Source organism: Bacteroidales bacterium, from assembly GCA_013314715.1.
GTDB lineage: Bacteria > Bacteroidota > Bacteroidia > Bacteroidales > GWA2-32-17 > Ch61.
This window is the reverse complement of sequence record JABUFC010000005.1, coordinates 1-18593: the sequence shown is the minus strand read 5'-3', so window position 1 is coordinate 18593 and position 18593 is coordinate 1. Positions and strand designations below refer to the sequence as shown.

The following is an 18593-nucleotide window of genomic DNA, read 5'->3' as shown; positions in this document are numbered from 1 at the left end:
AACTTTAATTGTTATGATTTTTTGAATGGCTTTTAGGATATTGAAAACTGGAAGGCAACATTATCTATTTTTTTTGCGATTTTTCTTCTAAATCTATCATATATAATGCATTATGCATTATGATTGAATCTAATGATTCTTTTGCTTTATTTTCTAAAATAATTTTATTTAACCATTCTTTATTACTCTTTATCAAATCCTTATAGTAAATAATTTTTAAAAGCTTATTATCTTCTATCTTAAATGGGGAATATAGCACCATATACTCTGCATTATCATAAATATATTTATCTAAAGCAATACTTTTATTTTTAGCCTCAGATTTTAATGTATTATACCAACTAACCGAGTTTTTAATTTTATTTATATAATATTCTATTAATTGCGACTTTTTGCAACTTAATATCGAATAATCAATATCAGTTTTAATAAAATAATTATTATAGAATAATATTCCCTTATTGTTTTCTCCGCGAAATACTTTAAAAACATCCACATTAACAGGTTTAATTAAAATATCATCTACATAAATAGAATCTATCCAGTTTTCTGAAGGAGCAAGAAATATTTTATAATGACAATTCTTCGATTTAGGTTTAAACCTGGTTTGAACCAACGACCATTCTCCATCAATAACATATGAAAATCTGGCATCTGTTAATCCTATCCAAGAGCTACTCCCCTGATCTTTATCCATCTCATCAATGGCAATTAATCCTGCTGTTCTTCCATGACCTTTATTATAGAACCAAAAACTAGCCTCATATTCAGTATTTAAATCTAAATCTTTCGCACTTATTTCAGCAAGAGAGCTAAAGGCATTTTTAATATTTCTAAAACAACTAGAACCACTATGTTTTATGCCACATTCATCTATATTAAAACCATCATAATAAATAAAAGCATTGCTATCAGAAACATAAAAATCATTTTTTCTATACTTATCATCATCTATGTTAATATAACGTTTTAATATTTCATTTTGGGTTTCATAAAATAATTTTTCAAAATCCAATTTTGCCAAAATCACTTGATTATCCTCATAAAACTTTTCTGATAGATTTAATATGCGTTCTTCATAAGGAGATAGGATGTCTTTTGTATATAAAATCAAGAATGGTTTACGATTTGGCAATTGGGTTTTAATACTCTTGCTATAAAATTCCGGCATTAATATTTGAATAATCTTTTTTGCTTCATCAACAGATGTTCTTGGTGAATTTGAAGACATCATTGACATATTTTTATTATAAGCAAAAATCTGTGAATAAATAATTGACTTATCAGAAACATTTGAAGCAATCATAAAATCTTCAGAACCATAATGATAAAACGGCAATGGGATTATTGCCTGAAAGCTGTCTTTGTCAAAAGATTCCATTGATTTTTTCATTCCAGCTGGGATATAGTTTTCATTCAAATAATTAGGTGAGTTTAAAGCAGTTTTACTATAACTAAGCTGAAAAACAAAAGCTTCGGAAAGAAAGATAAATAAAGGAACAATAAATAAAAGTGTACTAAGAATTTTTTTATTCATTAAAGAATACTTTCTGTATAAGTTATAAATAAAAATCATGGATATAATTCCGATAACGTAGTAAAATGGCCATGCAAATCTTCCTAATGCTCTAAATTGTCGAAGTTCTTTTATTTTTTCAAATAAAAAATCAATAATAAACTTTATGGGAGTTGCCATTGATATGATTAATAAGATAATCGAAGCAATAAAAAATGCCCATATCATTGCAGGGAATATATCATTAAAAGTTTTTAAATTTCTACTTTTAATCATGCCAACTATAAAAACAAAGAACATGGCAACTATAACTCCATTAGAGACTAAACCAATGTAATTTACTCCCTCCCATTGCTGAAAACCAATATTTACAAAAGACAAATATATTTTTTGTAAAAGAGTATCATAAGGTAAAAAAATGGTATTTAAGTTAGACACATACTCATAAGTACCTGCAGGACAATCAGATCTATTAGTATGAAAATCTGTAAGATTATTCAAAATAAGAAATATTAGAATAGGAATAAATACTTGTAATAATATATGAACAAGGTATTTAATTTTTCTAATTTCTTTTTTAAAGAAAAATAAAAAGAAGTAAGACAATAAGGCAAATAATGCTGAAATTATTCCTAAATAGGCATGTGTGTAAAAAATAAAAAGAAGTGATGCTAAAATCATGATGGAATACTTTGGTTGCAAGGTCTTGTAATACTTAATTACAAGCAACCATATTAAAGGAATGGCAAACGGATAAAACAAGCCATAATGTCCTAATAGCCTATAAAACTGCGGTGAAAGAAAAGTTACTGCAAGAGATGATAATATAGCAAATATTCCATTAACATTAAACTCCCTAAAAAGTAAAAGAATAATAACAGCAGTAAAAACAATAGATAAAACTAATAAAAAATTTAATATACCAACACTATAATTGCTAATTCCTGGAAAAAAATAAGCTAAAGCTTTGATTGGAAATGCTAAAGTAGGTTGACAATCTAAATAACCAAAATGCTCACCGAATGGATAATTGACACATTTTGAGTTAATAAAAGAGGTGTCGTTTTTAATAAGATAAGCATAGGTATAATAATTTTTTAAACCATCACCCGTTGTACTAAATAAATATTTATTTGGTGTGAATACAGCTCTTGGATAAAAAAAAGTTGTAATAATTATTGATAAAATAATAGTTATTACAATATAAGTTTTGAGAGATAACTCAATATTGTTGAATAAACCCTGTACGTTTTTTTTTAGACATTATAAATTACATATGCGTTAATACAACGCAAATGTAATCAAATTAAGAAAAATATTTCTTAAAATGCTCAAAGAAATTTTTGTCTTTTTTTGCATTTTCGGGCTTAAAGCTTTCCGATTCTTCTAATTTTTCTAATATTTTTCGTTCTTCTTTAGAAATATTTGTAGGAATATAAACAATTACTCTAACTATTAAATCACCGCGTCCGTATCCTTGCACTTCGGGCAGTCCTTTGCCTCTTATTCGCAAAAGCTTTCCGGACGTAGTTCCCGGATCAATTTTCATTTTTACTTTTCCACCTTCTATTAAAGGAATTTCGACCGTGCTTCCTAAAATTGCCTGAGGAATAGATACAATTAAATTATATATTAAATTATTGTCTTCGCGGATATAATCCGGATGCTTTTCCTCTTCAATCAATATTATTAAATCGCCAGGTATACCACCATGTCTAGCGGCATTTCCTTTGCCTGTCATTGAAAGTTGCATTCCTTCGGCAACTCCAGCAGGTATGTTTATCGAAATTACTTCTTCGTCGTGTACAACTCCTTCGCCCGAACATTTTGAACATTTATTCGTAATTATTCGTCCTTCACCTTGGCATGTTGGACAAGGAGAGGTCGATTGCATGTGACCTAATATAGTTCTTGTAACACGAGTTACATAACCTTGCCCGTTACAAGTATGGCATTCGCGATATGAATGACTATCTTTAGCACCTGTACCATTACAAACAGGGCATTGAACTAATTTTCGAACTTTAATTTTTTTCTCAACACCGGTTGCTATTTCTTGCAACGTAAGTTTAACTTTTATCCGTAGGTTAGTGCCTTTATTCACACGTTGACGCGAACCTCCACTACGTCCAAAGCCTCCAAAACCTCCAAAACCAAAATCGCCAAATATATCACCAAATCTGCTAAAAATATCTTCTATATCAAATCCTTCAAATCCTCCACCACCAGCAGCACTACCTACACCAGCGTGTCCAAATTGATCGTAGCGACGACGTTTTTCGTCATCGCTTAAAACATCATAAGCCTCGGCTGCTTCCTTAAATTTTTCTTCTGCCTCTTTGTCGCCAGGGTTACGGTCTGGATGATATTGTAAAGCTTTTTTGCGATAAGCTTTCTTTATCTCTTCTTTGGAAGCATTTTTAGGAACTTCTAATATTTCATAATAATCTCGTTTAGTCATAACTTATTCTCCTACAACAACTTTTGCATAACGAATAACTTTATCGTGTAGCATATAACCTTTTTGAATTACATCAATTACTTTTCCTTTCATATCTTCGGTAGGTGCAGCAAATCGAGTAACAGCCTCATGGTAATCGGTATTAAACTCGACATTTTGAGCATCTATTTCTTTAATTCCTTGTTGTTTCATAAATTCTTGAAATTTATTGTTAATTAGATCAATACCTTGTTTAATACCTTCTATATCGGTGCTGTTTTTAATAGAATTTTGTGCCCGTTCAAAATCATCTAATATCGAAAGCAAATTGGTAAGTACCGTTTCGCCTCCATATTTCAATAAATCTGATTTTTCTTTTAAAGTACGTTTTTTATAATTATCAAATTCGGCAGCTAAACGTAAATACCTATCATTTAGTTCATTATATTTATCTGACAAGATTTTTAGTTCTTCTTTTAATTTTTCTATTTCTTTATCGTCTTTCTTTTTTTTCTTTTTTGATGTAGATTCGTTGTTTGGTTGTATTTGTTCTGAAACATTTGTTACATTCTCAATATTAACTCCTTGGTTTTCTTTTACTTCATTTTCACTCATAATGTATAAATTTTGCTGTTGCATTTTACAAAAGTTTTGCCATTATATAAAACAGACAATCTGTCAGATTTCATTTAATTTTGTCCATACAAGTTCTACCAATTTTTTTAAGTTTTTTTGAGATACAGACGAAAAAATAATGGTAGGTTCTTTTAATTTTGTTAATTGTCGTTTTATTTTTATTTCTTCTTCGGGCGTCAATAAATCGGCTTTTGATATGGCTACAATTCTTGTTTTGCTTACAAGTTCTTTATTATAAAGTTCCAATTCTCGCAGTAAAGTTTTATATTCAGCTAAAATATTTTCAGAGTTGGCAGGAATTAAGAACAATAAAATAGAATTACGTTCAATATGTCGTAAAAATTTTAACCCCAACCCTCTACCCTCGTGTGCTCCTTCAATAATTCCAGGAATATCAGCCATTACAAACGAATAAATATCGTTTACTCTGACAATTCCGACATTAGGAACAAGTGTAGTAAACGGATAGTCGGCTATCTTTGGTTTAGCAGCTGATACCGATGCAAGTAATGTACTTTTGCCAGCATTAGGAAATCCTACTAATCCCACATCGGCAAGAATTTTAAGTTCAAGATACACCCATAATTCTTTGCCGTCTTCTCCTTGTTGAGCAAATCGAGGTGTTTGCATAGTTGCCGACTTAAAAAAAGCATTCCCCTTACCACCCCTACCACCTTGCAATAATATAACCTCTTGATTATGTTCTGTAACTTCTGCCAATATTTCATTGGTTTCGGCATTCTTAACTTGTGTACCAAGAGGTACTTCAATGTATATATCGTCAGCATCGGCTCCAAATCGGTTATTGGATGCACCATTACCACCATTTTGAGCAATAAAATGTTTATGATAACGAAGATGCAATAAAGTCCATAGATTACGATTCCCTTTTAAAATAATGTGTCCACCTCTTCCTCCATCGCCGCCATCAGGTCCACCTTTTATGGTTCTTTTATCTCTATGAAAATGAACACTTCCGCTTCCACCTTTTCCTGACTTAACGAATATTTTTATAAAATCAATAAAATTATTTTCGCTCATTTTAATTATTTACACTGAGAAAAGTTATCTACATTATAGCAAATATCTTTAAAAACAACTTCTTCTGGCTGCATTCCATTTACTATATAAGCCTTCCCTTGAGATTTATAATATTCAAGAACAGGAGCTGTTTGATTTTGATAAACTTTTATTCGGTTTTCGATAATATGAAGTTCATCATCTTTGCGACCTTCAATTTTTGCTCTATTCAACAGTCGTTTTATTAGCTCTTTTTCGCTAACTTGCAATACAATCATTATACAAATAGTTCTTTTAATACCCGAAAGCATAGAGTCTAAAGCCTTTGCCTGGGCAACAGTTCTCGGGAAACCGTCAAAAACAAAACCTTTAAGATTTTTTTCAGCAAACATTTCTTCAATAATGCTAATTACTACTTCATCGGGAACAAGTTCGCCTTTATCAATATAATGTTGTGCTATACGACCGAGAGGAGTTTGCTCAGCAATTTCTTTGCGAAGTATATCACCTGTTGATAAATGCTTTAATCCATAATGTTGAATTAAACGCTTTGATTGAGTCCCCTTACCAGAACCTGGGGGACCAAATAACAAAATATTAAGCATATAATCGAATTTTACTTTATTAACGAATAAATCTCCGGAAGGTTACGTCCATATCCGTCGTAATCTAATCCATACCCAACAATAAAATCATTAGGAATTTCCATTCCAACATAATCTAATTGAATGTCTTTTTTATAAGCTTCGGGTTTAAATAAAAAGGTAACTAATTTTATATCATATGGTTCAAAGCCTCTAAGCTGGCAAATAATATTTTCTAAGGTTTCGCCACTATCAACAATATCTTCTAAAACAATAACAATTTTATTTTTTAGGTTTTCGTTTATCCCTATTAAACTTTTTACAACACCGGTAGATTGTGTGCCAGAATAAGAAGCTAACTTTAAAAAAGTGATTCGACAAGGAAAAGTTATACGCCTAAATAAATCGGCTGCAAACATGAAAGAACCATTTAAAATACCTATAAAAACAACTTCTTTATCTGCGTTGCCCAAATCTTTATTAAGTTTATAGGCTAATAGATCTACAGCTTTTGAAATTTGCTCGGCATTAATGCTTAAAGCAAATGTTTTATCTAATATCTGTACTGTTTTTGTCATTCAAACACCTATTTATATAATTAAACTTTAAAAATTTATGTAAAGATACATATTTTTTTTGTACTAAAATTAAAGGCTATTCGACAACTAAGTTTATGATATAAAACTTTGAATTGCGTTAATTAAGGCATCTACATCCGCTTTATTATTAAAAATATTTACCGATACCCTAATAAAACCATTGCGTAATGATACCATTATATTTTTTTGCTCTAAATATCTTACTAAATCTTCATTAGCTTTTTTCTTTAATGTAAAAGAAACAATAGCAGAGCGTTCATCTAAATGATCTGAAGGGCTTATTATTTCAACATCTATACTTTTTAATTGTTCAATTAAATAACTAGAAATATTAAATAAATGCTGACAAAGTGTATTTATATGGTATGAAGTTAAAAAATCAAGAGATGCATCAAGTGCAAGACGGCTTTTAAGGTTGGTGCTGCCATACTGATATTGTTGTGCTGATTGCCATATTTCAAATGGTACACCTTTGGCAGTATGAATAAAATCATTTGACTTCGAAACATCTACTGAAAGCCACCCCGCTATAGGACTCGGGTATTTCTTTCTGAATATTTCTTGCGTGATAAAAATCGTTCCAATATGACCACAAAAACCCCATTTATGAACCGAACAAGTCAAAACACTTATGTTCATAGCTTGCATATCAATAGGAAAAAATGGAAAAGCTTGCGTAGCATTCACAATTAATAAAATATTTCGTTGTTTTAACCGATTACCAAGTTTCAATAACGATTGTCTAAAACCTGTGCAATATTGTACATACGAAGTTACTACAGCCAGTGTTTTATCGTCGCATACATTTAAAATCTGGTCAATATCGTAACGATGATTTAAATGGTTTACATATTTCATTTTAATTCCTAAATATTCAAAAGGCACTGAGTTTGATGGGAATTCTTCTTCCATACTAACAATATTAAAATTAGTATGTTTATTTTTTAATGAAATACCCACCAACGACATGGCCATTGAATTACTGTCTAAAAAAACAATATCGTTAGGTTTACAATTAACAATTTTTGCAATTTTTTCATATAGCTTTTGTAATTGTTGCATGTCGTTATGCCAATAAATATCGCCATTTTCTAACAACGATCGATACCCATGTACTACTTTTTCATATACGGGTATTGGCATAGGACTCATTCCGGCACTTTGAAAATAATGATATTTTTTAGTTACAGGAAAATAGTCTCTTATTCTTTCTACATTCATGACTTTTTTATTGCAAAGATACAATTTGTAGCTGTTTATTAAACTAAAAAATCTGTATATTTGTCATTTAAAATTAACAACTATGATACCCTTAGTTAGCATAATAATGGGCAGTACAAGCGATTGGCCTATTATGGAACAAGCAGCAAAGCTATTAAACGATTTTGAAATTCCTTTTGAAGTTAATGCTTTATCTGCACATAGAACCCCACAAATGGTCGAAGAATTTGCTACCCAAGCACATAAAAAAGGTATTAAAGTTATAATTGCAGGAGCTGGTGGAGCCGCTCATTTACCCGGTGTAATTGCTGCCTTTACTCCACTTCCTGTTATTGGTGTCCCCTGTCGCAGCAATATATCTATCGATGGTTGGGATAGCATATTATCTATTTTGCAAATGCCTCCGGGAATTCCCGTTGCTACTGTTGGACTAGATGCATCACAAAATGCCGCTATCTTAGCAATACAAATTTTAGCAACTTCAGATTCAAATATTTTAAAAAAATTGCTAGAATATAAAAACAAATTAGGCGATAAAGTCGTAAAAGCCAATGCTGAATTAGCACAATATAAATATCCATTCAAAACAAATTAACATGAGAGCTTCATTCATATTTTTGTTTTTATTCACAGCTTTATACACCTATTCTGGAAACGAAAATTGGTCGTTGGGTAGCAAACAAGCTGGTATGGGTTTTACGGGTGTAACACTAAGTGATGTATGGAGTTCATCTCATAATCAAGCAGGTTTAGCACGTCTAAATATTCCAGTAATTAGTGTGTATAACGAAAACCGCTTTCTATTACCCACCACAAGCCTTAAGGCATTGAGTTTTGCTTTACCTACCAACGAAGCAGGTGTTTTTGCAGCTGATTTAAGTTATTTTGGTTACGAAAAATATAATGAAATAAAAGTTGGCTTAGCTTATGCTATGATGATTGGCCATCATTTTTCGATTGGAGCAAAAGTCGATTACCTGAATACCCATTTCGCCGAAATGTATGGAAATAAAGGTCACGTCATTGCCGAACTTGGCTTCTTAGCAGAACCCGTTGAACACCTATTTATAGGCGGTCATATATATAATTTAAGCCGAACAAAACTTGCTGTATACGATGATGAGAGAATCCCTTCTATTCTTAGTCTTGGTTTAGGATATAGATTTACAGAAAAGCTTTATATGGCAACAGAAATTGAAAAAACATTTACAACAAAAATGATATATAAAATCGGGCTCGATTACCGCTTCATGAATAATTTATATATGCGAGCTGGAGCTACTACCTCACCCGACCAATTAACCTTTGGTTTAGGTTATGTATTAAAAAAGATTAAAGCCGATGTATCATTTTCATATCATCAGATTTTAGGAATTACTCCACATGTAGGTATTACATACAATTTCAAATACGAAACAACAGCTAATATTACCGAATAATGGTTCGCATTTTAAGCATAGGAATATTTTTGCTATTTACGTTGATTGTAACTGCACAAGAACAAAAACCAAATCAAACGTCGGAAGAAATTATTGAAAATTATATTGAAGAAATATCTGCCAACACCGACAAAGAATTAGATTTAACTACTCTTTATGAAGATTTAACATTTTATTTAAACGAACCACTTAACATTAATATAGCTTCAAAAGAAGAATTGGAGAAACTTCAACTTTTAAGTGATTTTCAAATCAATTCACTATTACAATATATAAAAGACTTTGGACAACTATTTAGTGTTTACGAACTACTCAATGTCAATGGTTTTAACGAAGAATATGTTCGACTCATACTGCCTTTTATAACCGTTCAAAAAGTAGAACCATTTCTCAGTTACGACCCTAAAAAAGCAATCAAATATGGCCGACATAAAGTATTTATACGCACTCAACGTGTACTCCAGCAACAACAAGGATATAGTCCTATTAGTGATTCGGCTCTTGCTGCAAGTCCCAACTCCCGTTATTTAGGCGACCCCATGCATTATTATGTTCGTTACAACTATACTTATAAAAATAAAGTATCGTGGGGCATTACTGCCGACAAGGACCCCGGCGAAGAATTTTTTAAAGGCACACAAAAACAAGGTTTCGATTTTTATTCGGCACATTTAATGGTTAAAGATATTGGTCCCATTAAAACCATAGTACTAGGCGATTATTACGCTCAATTTGGTCAAGGATTAGTAATGTGGTCGGGTTATACGTTTGGAAAATCGTCGATGGTTACCAATACCCGAAAACGTGCACAAGGACTTAAAAAATACAGTAGCTCCGACGAAAATCTATTCTTACGAGGTGGAGGCATTACACTCAGGTACAAAAATCTCGATTTTACCACTTTTGCTTCGTACAAAAAAATCGATGCCAATATGTCGGTTGTTGATTCTATAACAGGCGAGGCAGAAGAAGTTAGTAGCCTTCAAACCAGCGGATTACATACAACTCCTGGCGAAATGCAAGACCGAAAAGCCTTAGGGGAAACCATTTTTGGTGGAAATATATCATTTAACTCCAATTTTTTTAGGTTGGGGCTTACCGGATTAACTTACTCGTATTCAGTTCCATTGTCTAAAACTCCTACGGTTTATAATCAATACGATTTTTCGGGAAAACAAAACTCCAACGTTGGTTTAGACTACCAATTTAATATTAAAAATGTTACACTTTTTGGCGAAGCTGCTATGTCGCAAAATGGAGGAAAGGCCTTTTTAAATTCGATGCTTTTTAGCCTTTCGCCACAAACAAGCATGGCTATTCTTCATCGCCATTACGAAAGAAATTATCAAGCTCTTTATGCACAAACTTTTGGCGAAAATTCAAACATTCAAAACGAAGATGGGATGTATATTGGAACTACCATTCTGCCCTACTCCCGTTGGAGAATATCGGCTTATTACGACATTTTCTCTTTTCCATGGCTTAAATATGAAACCTATGCTCCCACCAAAGGACACGATTATCTTGCCGAAGTAGGTTTTACTCCCAACCGAAAAATCAGCATGTATATTCGTTACCGCCAAAAAAACAAACCTACCAATATCCCCTCTTCTATTCCACAAGTTATAAATGGAATTCAAGATGTAAATACACAGCGAGTACGTTTCCATATTGCCTATAAAATCAATAAATCGCTCGAGCTTCGTAACCGCATCGAATGGTTAGAATATAAAACCGACCAAAAAACTGACCAAGGAATTTACTTCTATCAAGATGTAATTTACAAACATCAGAAACTACCATTGCAAATAGCTTTTAGATACGGAATATTCGATACCGATAGTTACGATTCTCGTATTTATGCTTACGAAAACGATGTTTTATATGCTTTTTCGGTACCTGCAGTTTATTACAAAGGCAACCGCATGTACCTTACAATAAAGTATTCTATAAATAAAAATATCGATATTTGGCTGAGATATGGCGAAACCTACTACGCCAATCAAGATATTATTAGTTCTGGCTTAACTCAAATCAACGGCAATAAAAAATCAGAAATTAAAGCACAAGTTAGAATTTTATTCTAACTCTGAATATAAACCCAGATTATGCATTAGAAATGCTTAAACGATAAAGTGATTGTAATCAATTCCAAAAAATGGAATTGAATCATCACTAAATCGGGGTTATCGCAACTAAATCAAGTAGTTCAGCTCATCTCGTTATTAGTTTAATAACGAGACGACCCTCCTATTGATTAATTTGGGATAAAATTTAACTCTTTCCTTTAAAAAAATAAGATTATCTTTGTCCCAAAACTCTGCTATGAGTGAAGCAATAAAACATGAGTGTGGTTTTGCCTTATTACGATTGCGAAAACCATTAGAATACTATGCCACACATTATGGCACATGGATGTATGGATTAAACAAACTTTATCTTTTAATGGAGAAACAACATAACCGTGGCCAAGATGGTGCCGGTTTTGCTACCATTAAAATCAATCCTAAACCCGGTAAACCCTATATTGACCGACTTCGCTCCAACTCTCAACAACCATTACTTGATATTTTTGAACAACTTCGTAATCAATTTGATACCATAGAACAAAAACACCACGATCGCCTTTTAGACCCTTACTGGGCAAAAGAGAATGTTCCTTTTGCTGGAGAATTGTTTTTAGGACACCTACGATATGGTACTTTTGGACGAAACGATATAGAATTTGTACATCCCGTATTACGCGAAAATAATTGGAAAACTCGAAATTTAGTGCTTGCTGGTAATTTTAATCTCACTAACGTTCAAGAGCTTTTCGAACATTTAATTGAACTGGGACAACATCCTAAAGCCTATACCGATACCGTAACTATGCTCGAAAAAATTGGGCATTTTCTCGACGATCAAGTTGAATCACTGTTTAGAAAATATAAAGATATGGGCTTAAGTAATGCCGAAATTACTGAACACATATCGAAAGAATTAGACATTAAACGAATATTAAATAATGCTTCGTGGCGTTGGGATGGTGGCTATGCAATAGCTGGAATGATTGGCACAGGCGATGCTTTTGTTTTTCGAGATCCATGGGGAATTCGACCTGCATATTATTATTATAACGATGAAATAGCAGTTGTAACTAGTGAACGCCCTGTTATTCAAACCGTATTTAATGCTCCCTTTGAAGAGATTCAAGAACTCGACCCTGGTTATGCTATTATTATTAGGCATTTTAACGAAATCTGTATAGAACGTATTATTGAACCATATAAAAAGAAAAGTTGCTCTTTCGAACGTATTTATTTTTCTCGTGGAACCGATCGCGATATTTATACCGAACGAAAAAATCTGGGTAAACTTATTGCTCCCAAAGTACTCGAAACCATTAACTACGACATAAAGAATACCGTATTTTCGTATATTCCCAATACTGCTGCTGATGCATTTTACGGTCTCGTAGAAGAAATAAATCAACATTGCAACCAAGTTAAAAAGAAAAAAATACTTGGGCTTGGTAATCAGCTTAGTGCTGATAAGCTCGACGAATTTATGTTTTTATGTCCACGTATCGAAAAACTTGCTGTTAAAGACCTGAAACTTCGCACTTTTATTTCACAAGACGACGGACGTAACGACCTCGTAGCTCACGTTTACGATGTTACTTATGGCATTGTAAAAGATTACGAAGACACCCTTGTCATTGTGGACGACTCTATAGTTCGTGGCACAACACTTAAACAAAGTATTCTTCGAATGCTCGACCGCTTAAGACCTAAAAAAATCATCATTGTTTCGTCGGCACCTCAAATCCGATATCCCGATTGTTATGGCATTGATATGGCGAAATTGAGCGATTTTATTGCATTCCAAGCTGCTATCGAATTACTTAAAGATACTAAAAAGGAACATATCATCGATACCGTGTATAAAAAATGTAAAGAACAACAATACTACGCCAAAGAAGATATGGTAAACTATGTAAAACTTATATATAAGCCTTTTACTGCCGACGAAATATCAAAAAAAATAGCTCAACTTGTAACTCCAAGTGATATTAAAGCCGAAGTTGCTATTATATATAATAGCATTGAAAACTTGCACACGGCTTGTCCTCAGAATCTTGGCGATTGGTATTTTACAGGCGATTATCCCACGCCCGGCGGAAATAAGGTTGTAAACAACTCTTTTATAAACTACATTGAGGGTGTAAATACAAGGGCATATTAAAAATATAAAGCCTTTGCAAAACTAAAAAACAACTGCATTCGTTATTGTGATTATTAAATCAATCTTATTTTCAATAATTTATAGATTGCTTCTTCTACATATTAGAAGAATCGCAATGACTAAAAAGAAGTTTTGTAAAGGTCTCTATTTGCATGTAAATATTTAATTGTTAATGACTTATTCATATTTTTATTTTTAATTCCAGAAATAATGGTTATTTTAGCGTTATGAAATTAGAAAAATCAGCAAACTTGACATTTTTTAAGCTTATATGAGACACTATCGTTATTTAGTAGAAAGAACGGACATTTGGTAGTATAAAACGTTGGTTTAATGGTGATGTTGCTCGTTATAAAGGCTTAGCTAAAGTTCATACTCAGCATGTATTGCAGGCCATAGCGTATAATTTGAAAAGTGCCGTATCACTTATTTAGATGGGCGAAGTGTGCCCATGTGCGAACTAAAGCCTAAAATAAGGGCTAATAGATAAAAAATAAGGTTCTTTGACTTTAAAAAAGGTGTTTTTTTGAATAAAATCGTCCAGTAATTTGAATCATTACCTTAAAAAAATCAATTTTTAAGCAAATATTTTTAAATTATCGAAAAATTGAAATAATTTTGCAAAGGTCTCGCTAAATCAAATAGTCCGTCTCTTTGTAACTAAGAACGAGATTTCTGAATATTCATTTGAGTTTAATAAGGGAATATTCGTTAAGTTAATAGACTGGTTTAACTTATTCTTTTTTCTCTTTTTTGCTAAATGTATAGCGAATGCCTATTTGAGTAAAAACAAGCTTTGATAAATCAGACGCTTTATATACATCTAAATTATCATCAGCAATATATTTTGCTTTTAATTTAATGTTTCTTTCATCAAAATCTATGATTGTTGTTTGAGGATCACTATAACTATAATAAACTTCTTGATAATACTTAAAATAAACAATTTTAGAATTAAGTGGATGCTGTATTTTATAGAGATTGGTGTTAGCTTCTAAAAAAATATTTATATTTTTATACATAGCAAGACTTATTTTAATATTGACGTTTGTTGTATAGTATTCTTCGGTAAACTGATATAACGATTGTCCATTTACTATTAGTTTGAATTGTAAAATATCATTTTCATAATTTTTTTCGATAGTATTATTACGTGTGTATTTATAAAAATTTGACAAGTAATATCCTATACCACCTCCAACTGATATGCTGAAATTTTTTCTAATGTAACTATATGAAACTTTTGGAATAAATGAAATATACGAACCATCAAAAAAAGATGGACCACTTATGAAAAAATACATATTATAAGAGTTGTTGTAATATGAAATGTAGGAATTTGTTTTAAAACTTTTCGAATAATTTAAAACATTATTTGACTTGGGGTCACGTCCGTCCAAAATAATTTTTAAAAATTAAAAAAGTAGGAGTTGGTAACACTTCAAAAATGAAGTAATTTTATGTTGTCAATAAAACCAACTCCTATGGTAAAGGTAAATATATTTTCTCAAATAATAAATATACTTCCGAGAAATATTTTTGAAAAAATTGATTTATGGCAATGGTTAAATCAGCCATTTGTTAAAACTAAAAAAAATTACGACCCACATTATCATTATTTTCTGGATAACTTGAATTTAAAAATCATTGTTTTTGAAACATATATTATTGATTATCAATAGCATAATTTTATTTTTAAATTATTCTGGACAGCATTGAAAAATATATAGTTCATAATAAGTTATTTAACACCTGTAAATATAATTTCATCTGTAAAAATTGTATCAATCGTATTTTGATATAGTTTTGATATAATCATAAATCTAAAATAATTGTTATTTGGCACGTATGTATTATTTTTTAGCAAACATAAAATCTTTGTTTGTGGTTTTTTATCTAATATTTCTTGTTTTGTATTTATGAAATCTGAAAATTTAATATCTGTAAAAGTATCTTTTAACAAATAGTTAAAGTATGTATCATCTAATTTTATTGTATCTGAAGATGAAACAGTATATATGCTAAAATCTTGAATATAATTGTCAACTATAAAAGAATCGCATGGATGTTCATAGTATAATTTTACCTTTGGATATAATAATAAAATAAACGTATCGGAAGCAATAGAAATATCGTTTTTAAATATAATTTCGTTATTAGTTAATATACTACTTTTTGGAAATAAACCAGCTATAGTTTCTTTACATTTAGGGAATTCTATTATAACTTTTTTACAAGCAATAAAACTTATAAACATTAAAAGCAATAATGCTTTATATTTTAATAACTTTCTCATAATATGATTTTTGATTAATAAATAATTTACTAAGATAAACACCATTTTCTAAATTTATCAGGTTAATTTCTTGATTGTTGTTGTAAAATTTTTCGTAATGTTTGATATTACCTAATATGTCGTATATCACAAAATACGAATTTTCAATCTGTTTCAATGAAATATTAAGGTGTTCACTAAAAGGATTGGGAAATATTCTATACCCAACATAATTATTATAAATTTCTTTAAATTTAATAATATTTGTATCAATATTTATGTTTTCATCAGTAGTATCAATATATACGTTTTCTTCGTCTAACTTGTAAGAAGAACATGGTATGATTTTTCCCAAAAAATAACCACCTTTTTTTACACTAAAGCCAGGTTTTAAATGAATTTCTTTAGTCGCCAGTAAGTCTAAATGTTCGTTTTCATTAACAATTACATTACAATTATCACCCGATTTAATTATTCTACCAGTAAATATATTATTATCAAATTTAGCATCATAATTACAAATAGTTACAATATCATTACAATTTTGTTTTTGCCAGACTTTTATATAATCTACCAGCATTGTCTGTGGTAAACTCGGAGTATTATCATGTAAAAATAAGTTAAAAATAATGTTCTGCCCTTTTTCAGGATAATCGACAGTTTCACCAACAATGTTCCCCAAATATGTATTATACAATCTATCATTATTATTTTTTTTAAAGTCAGAAACTTTATTCCCATCAATATGAACTTTTATACATGCATTATTTAAGTTCTTATCATCCCAGCTTAAAGTGTATGTATGCCAATTATCAAGAAAGCTTGTATTATATTTATTATTATCAGATATTTGTTCACCTGAATGATGAATAGTTGATTTTAAATTAACTTTTTTATTAGTCCAATATTGTTCAAATATATCAATTTCATCACCATAAGTAGCACTACCATATAACCAAAACGCACTCCACAATTTCTTTTCATTAGGAAGCTTAATTTTTGCTTCAAAAATACCATATCGAAAATATTTTTTTGACCATATCATACCTCCACTGTACGGGTAAAAATGTATTGTGTTTAAATTTGGAACATAATGCCATCTATTATCGTTTTTAAGAATTAAATGTAAATAACCGTTTTGCAAAAAAACATTTTCTGTTAAATATATTACAGGTTCGACATTCGGTGGAAAATCTCCCCATTTGCGTTTATTGTACCAATAAGCAGTATTTAAAGTATTTCCATTAAAATGATCTTCAAAAACAACAATCCACTGTCCTACCAACGAAAAACAATCTAACATAAAAGAAATCAACAATAATATTCTAATTTTGACCAACATAAGTTTATTTTTTTCTGAACGATAAATAATATCCCGTACTAAAACTTATAAAATAAGAATTTTTAACAACTTCTTTACGCTCATAACTGAATCTATCCCTGTATTCATGATAGCTTAAAGGAAATAATCCTCTTGAAAAAGTAATAGAAAAAAATGAATTTTTAATTTCATATAAAAATGAAAAATTTAATGAAAATAACTTGAAAATATCGAGACAATGATAATGATACATTAAAAAATTAGCATTATCAAAATAATAAACTCTTGCAAAAGTTCCTAAGCCTGTTGAAGCATTTAAGTTCTTATAAAATTTATAAGAAATATTAACTGAAAATGGAATTATTAATCTATTTTTACTGACTTTTAATCCTTCTGTATTAAAAGACAATCTTTTATCTATATTTTCGTACAACACTAATAAGTTCTTTTTATTTTCTAGACTTTCAAATGAAATAAGTGGAAGAAAAGCACCAGAAATGCCTAAATGTAAATTTATTCTATAGTTTATTATTGGTTTTTCAAATTTAATACCCAAACCTCCACCATATAATGTTCCATACCCCAATGAAAACTTTAAACTATCATTTGCTTTAATTATTGATAAAATAAAGATAAAACATAATAATAATATATTACTTCTCATATTTCTCTATTTTTTTATTCAGTTCAATAATATATAGGGTTAGTTCTTCTATTTTTTTTACAAGTTGGGCATTTATTTCAGCCAAAGATAATCCATTTTCTTTTATGTTGTTTGCTGTTGGCATATCGGGCAGGTGTTTGTTTTTAGTTAAGTATGTTTCTAATTCGGGCAAAGGCATAAGTTTATAATGTTCATCAAATACATAATCGGGCCAAGGTGTTTCGTCCACTTCAATAAATATATCTTTGGCTCCCATAGTGCCGTTTACAGCAAAACGATAACCTTTGGGATTATTATTGGCTGTTAAACAAATACCTATGCCTAAGTTATCTTCGATGTATGTATTACCTTTTATTTGTAAATCGGCATTTGCATTCATATTAGTTGTTCTTATACCTATTTTTTGGTTTGATGTAATTAGTAATGGTGTATTCGCCATCAACTCCGATTCTGTTAAAGTAGCTGTAATAGTTCCTTCGTTGCTTAACCAGTAATTACCAAGTTTTATATTTTGCAGAGCAGTGTGGTTGCCAAGGTTATCGCCAATAAGCGTTGGCTGTGCCTGACTCACATTGCCTTGTGCATCGATAAGTAAAACGCGTGCATTGGTAGCTTGCGTGGCCACCGTCAGATTTTCCATGCGTACTGTGC

17 protein-coding genes and 1 pseudogene are annotated in these 18593 nt (G+C 30.8%); 6 read left to right on the top strand and 12 right to left on the bottom strand.

Features of this window, described 5'->3' with window-relative positions:
• Nucleotides 1-64: 64 nt before the first annotated feature.
• The 7 genes from HPY79_01885 to HPY79_01855 form a co-directional block, all read right to left on the bottom strand.
• Entirely contained in the window at nucleotides 65-2197 is a 2133-nt protein-coding gene (locus HPY79_01885) for a hypothetical protein (protein ID NSW44566.1), read from the bottom strand.
• Between the two features lie 625 nt (nucleotides 2198-2822).
• The gene (dnaJ, locus tag HPY79_01880) at nucleotides 2823-3977 is read right to left on the bottom strand and encodes a molecular chaperone DnaJ (protein ID NSW44565.1); all 1155 of its coding nucleotides are present in this window, start codon (nucleotides 3975-3977) and stop codon (nucleotides 2823-2825) included.
• A 3-nt stretch (nucleotides 3978-3980) separates the two neighbouring features.
• Nucleotides 3981-4595 carry a nucleotide exchange factor GrpE gene (locus HPY79_01875; GenBank protein ID NSW44564.1) on the bottom strand — a complete coding sequence of 205 codons (615 nt, stop codon included), beginning with the start codon at nucleotides 4593-4595 and terminating at the stop codon, nucleotides 3981-3983.
• Nucleotides 4596-4634: 39 nt separating this feature from the next.
• Nucleotides 4635-5633, bottom strand: coding sequence for a GTPase ObgE (gene obgE, locus HPY79_01870; GenBank protein NSW44563.1), 999 nt, complete (start codon nucleotides 5631-5633; stop codon nucleotides 4635-4637).
• 5 nt (nucleotides 5634-5638) lie between these two features.
• Nucleotides 5639-6217, bottom strand: a complete 579-nt coding sequence (locus HPY79_01865; GenBank protein NSW44562.1) for an adenylate kinase — start codon at nucleotides 6215-6217, stop codon at nucleotides 5639-5641.
• Between the two features lie 11 nt (nucleotides 6218-6228).
• Nucleotides 6229-6774: a hypoxanthine phosphoribosyltransferase gene (gene hpt / locus HPY79_01860; GenBank protein ID NSW44561.1), complete on the bottom strand. Its 546-nt coding sequence runs from the start codon at nucleotides 6772-6774 to the stop codon at nucleotides 6229-6231.
• A gap of 93 nt (nucleotides 6775-6867) precedes the next feature.
• Complete coding sequence (locus HPY79_01855; protein NSW44560.1) at nucleotides 6868-8016, bottom strand: aminotransferase class V-fold PLP-dependent enzyme; 1149 nt, start codon at nucleotides 8014-8016, stop codon at nucleotides 6868-6870.
• 82 nt (nucleotides 8017-8098) lie between these two features.
• Here HPY79_01855 and purE point away from each other — a divergent pair, with 82 nt between their 5' ends.
• From purE to HPY79_01830, 5 genes and pseudogenes are all read left to right on the top strand, one after another.
• Nucleotides 8099-8611: a 5-(carboxyamino)imidazole ribonucleotide mutase gene (gene purE, locus HPY79_01850; protein NSW44559.1), complete on the top strand. Its 513-nt coding sequence runs from the start codon at nucleotides 8099-8101 to the stop codon at nucleotides 8609-8611.
• 1 nt (nucleotide 8612) lies between these two features.
• Nucleotides 8613-9455, top strand: a complete 843-nt coding sequence (locus HPY79_01845; protein ID NSW44558.1) for a hypothetical protein — start codon at nucleotides 8613-8615, stop codon at nucleotides 9453-9455.
• The gene (locus tag HPY79_01840; protein ID NSW44557.1) at nucleotides 9455-11542 is read left to right on the top strand and encodes a helix-hairpin-helix domain-containing protein; all 2088 of its coding nucleotides are present in this window, start codon (nucleotides 9455-9457) and stop codon (nucleotides 11540-11542) included. Before HPY79_01845 ends, HPY79_01840 begins: the two co-directional genes overlap by 1 nt.
• A gap of 238 nt (nucleotides 11543-11780) precedes the next feature.
• Nucleotides 11781-13682, top strand: a complete 1902-nt coding sequence (locus HPY79_01835; GenBank protein NSW44556.1) for an amidophosphoribosyltransferase — start codon at nucleotides 11781-11783, stop codon at nucleotides 13680-13682.
• Between the two features lie 299 nt (nucleotides 13683-13981).
• Nucleotides 13982-14116, top strand: a pseudogene (locus tag HPY79_01830) (transposase).
• A gap of 300 nt (nucleotides 14117-14416) precedes the next feature.
• Here HPY79_01830 and HPY79_01825 read toward each other — a convergent pair.
• Nucleotides 14417-14986, bottom strand: a complete 570-nt coding sequence (locus HPY79_01825; protein NSW44555.1) for a hypothetical protein — start codon at nucleotides 14984-14986, stop codon at nucleotides 14417-14419.
• A gap of 156 nt (nucleotides 14987-15142) precedes the next feature.
• Here HPY79_01825 and HPY79_01820 point away from each other — a divergent pair, with 156 nt between their 5' ends.
• Nucleotides 15143-15364 (top strand): hypothetical protein, encoded by a 222-nt coding sequence (locus tag HPY79_01820; GenBank protein ID NSW44554.1) that lies wholly within the window; start codon nucleotides 15143-15145, stop codon nucleotides 15362-15364.
• Nucleotides 15365-15423: 59 nt separating this feature from the next.
• Here HPY79_01820 and HPY79_01815 read toward each other — a convergent pair whose 3' ends face one another.
• The 4 genes from HPY79_01815 to HPY79_01800 form a co-directional block, all read right to left on the bottom strand.
• Nucleotides 15424-15978, bottom strand: coding sequence for a hypothetical protein (locus HPY79_01815; protein NSW44553.1), 555 nt, complete (start codon nucleotides 15976-15978; stop codon nucleotides 15424-15426).
• Nucleotides 15956-17299 (bottom strand): family 16 glycosylhydrolase, encoded by a 1344-nt coding sequence (locus tag HPY79_01810; GenBank protein NSW44552.1) that lies wholly within the window; start codon nucleotides 17297-17299, stop codon nucleotides 15956-15958. The genes HPY79_01815 and HPY79_01810 overlap by 23 nt, the downstream gene beginning before the upstream one ends.
• Before the next feature lie 4 nt (nucleotides 17300-17303).
• Entirely contained in the window at nucleotides 17304-17942 is a 639-nt protein-coding gene (locus HPY79_01805; GenBank protein NSW44551.1) for a hypothetical protein, read from the bottom strand.
• Nucleotides 17932-18593, bottom strand: a 662-nt coding sequence (locus HPY79_01800; protein NSW44550.1) for a hypothetical protein, incomplete at its 5' end; no start/stop codon positions are given. The genes HPY79_01805 and HPY79_01800, both read right to left, overlap by 11 nt.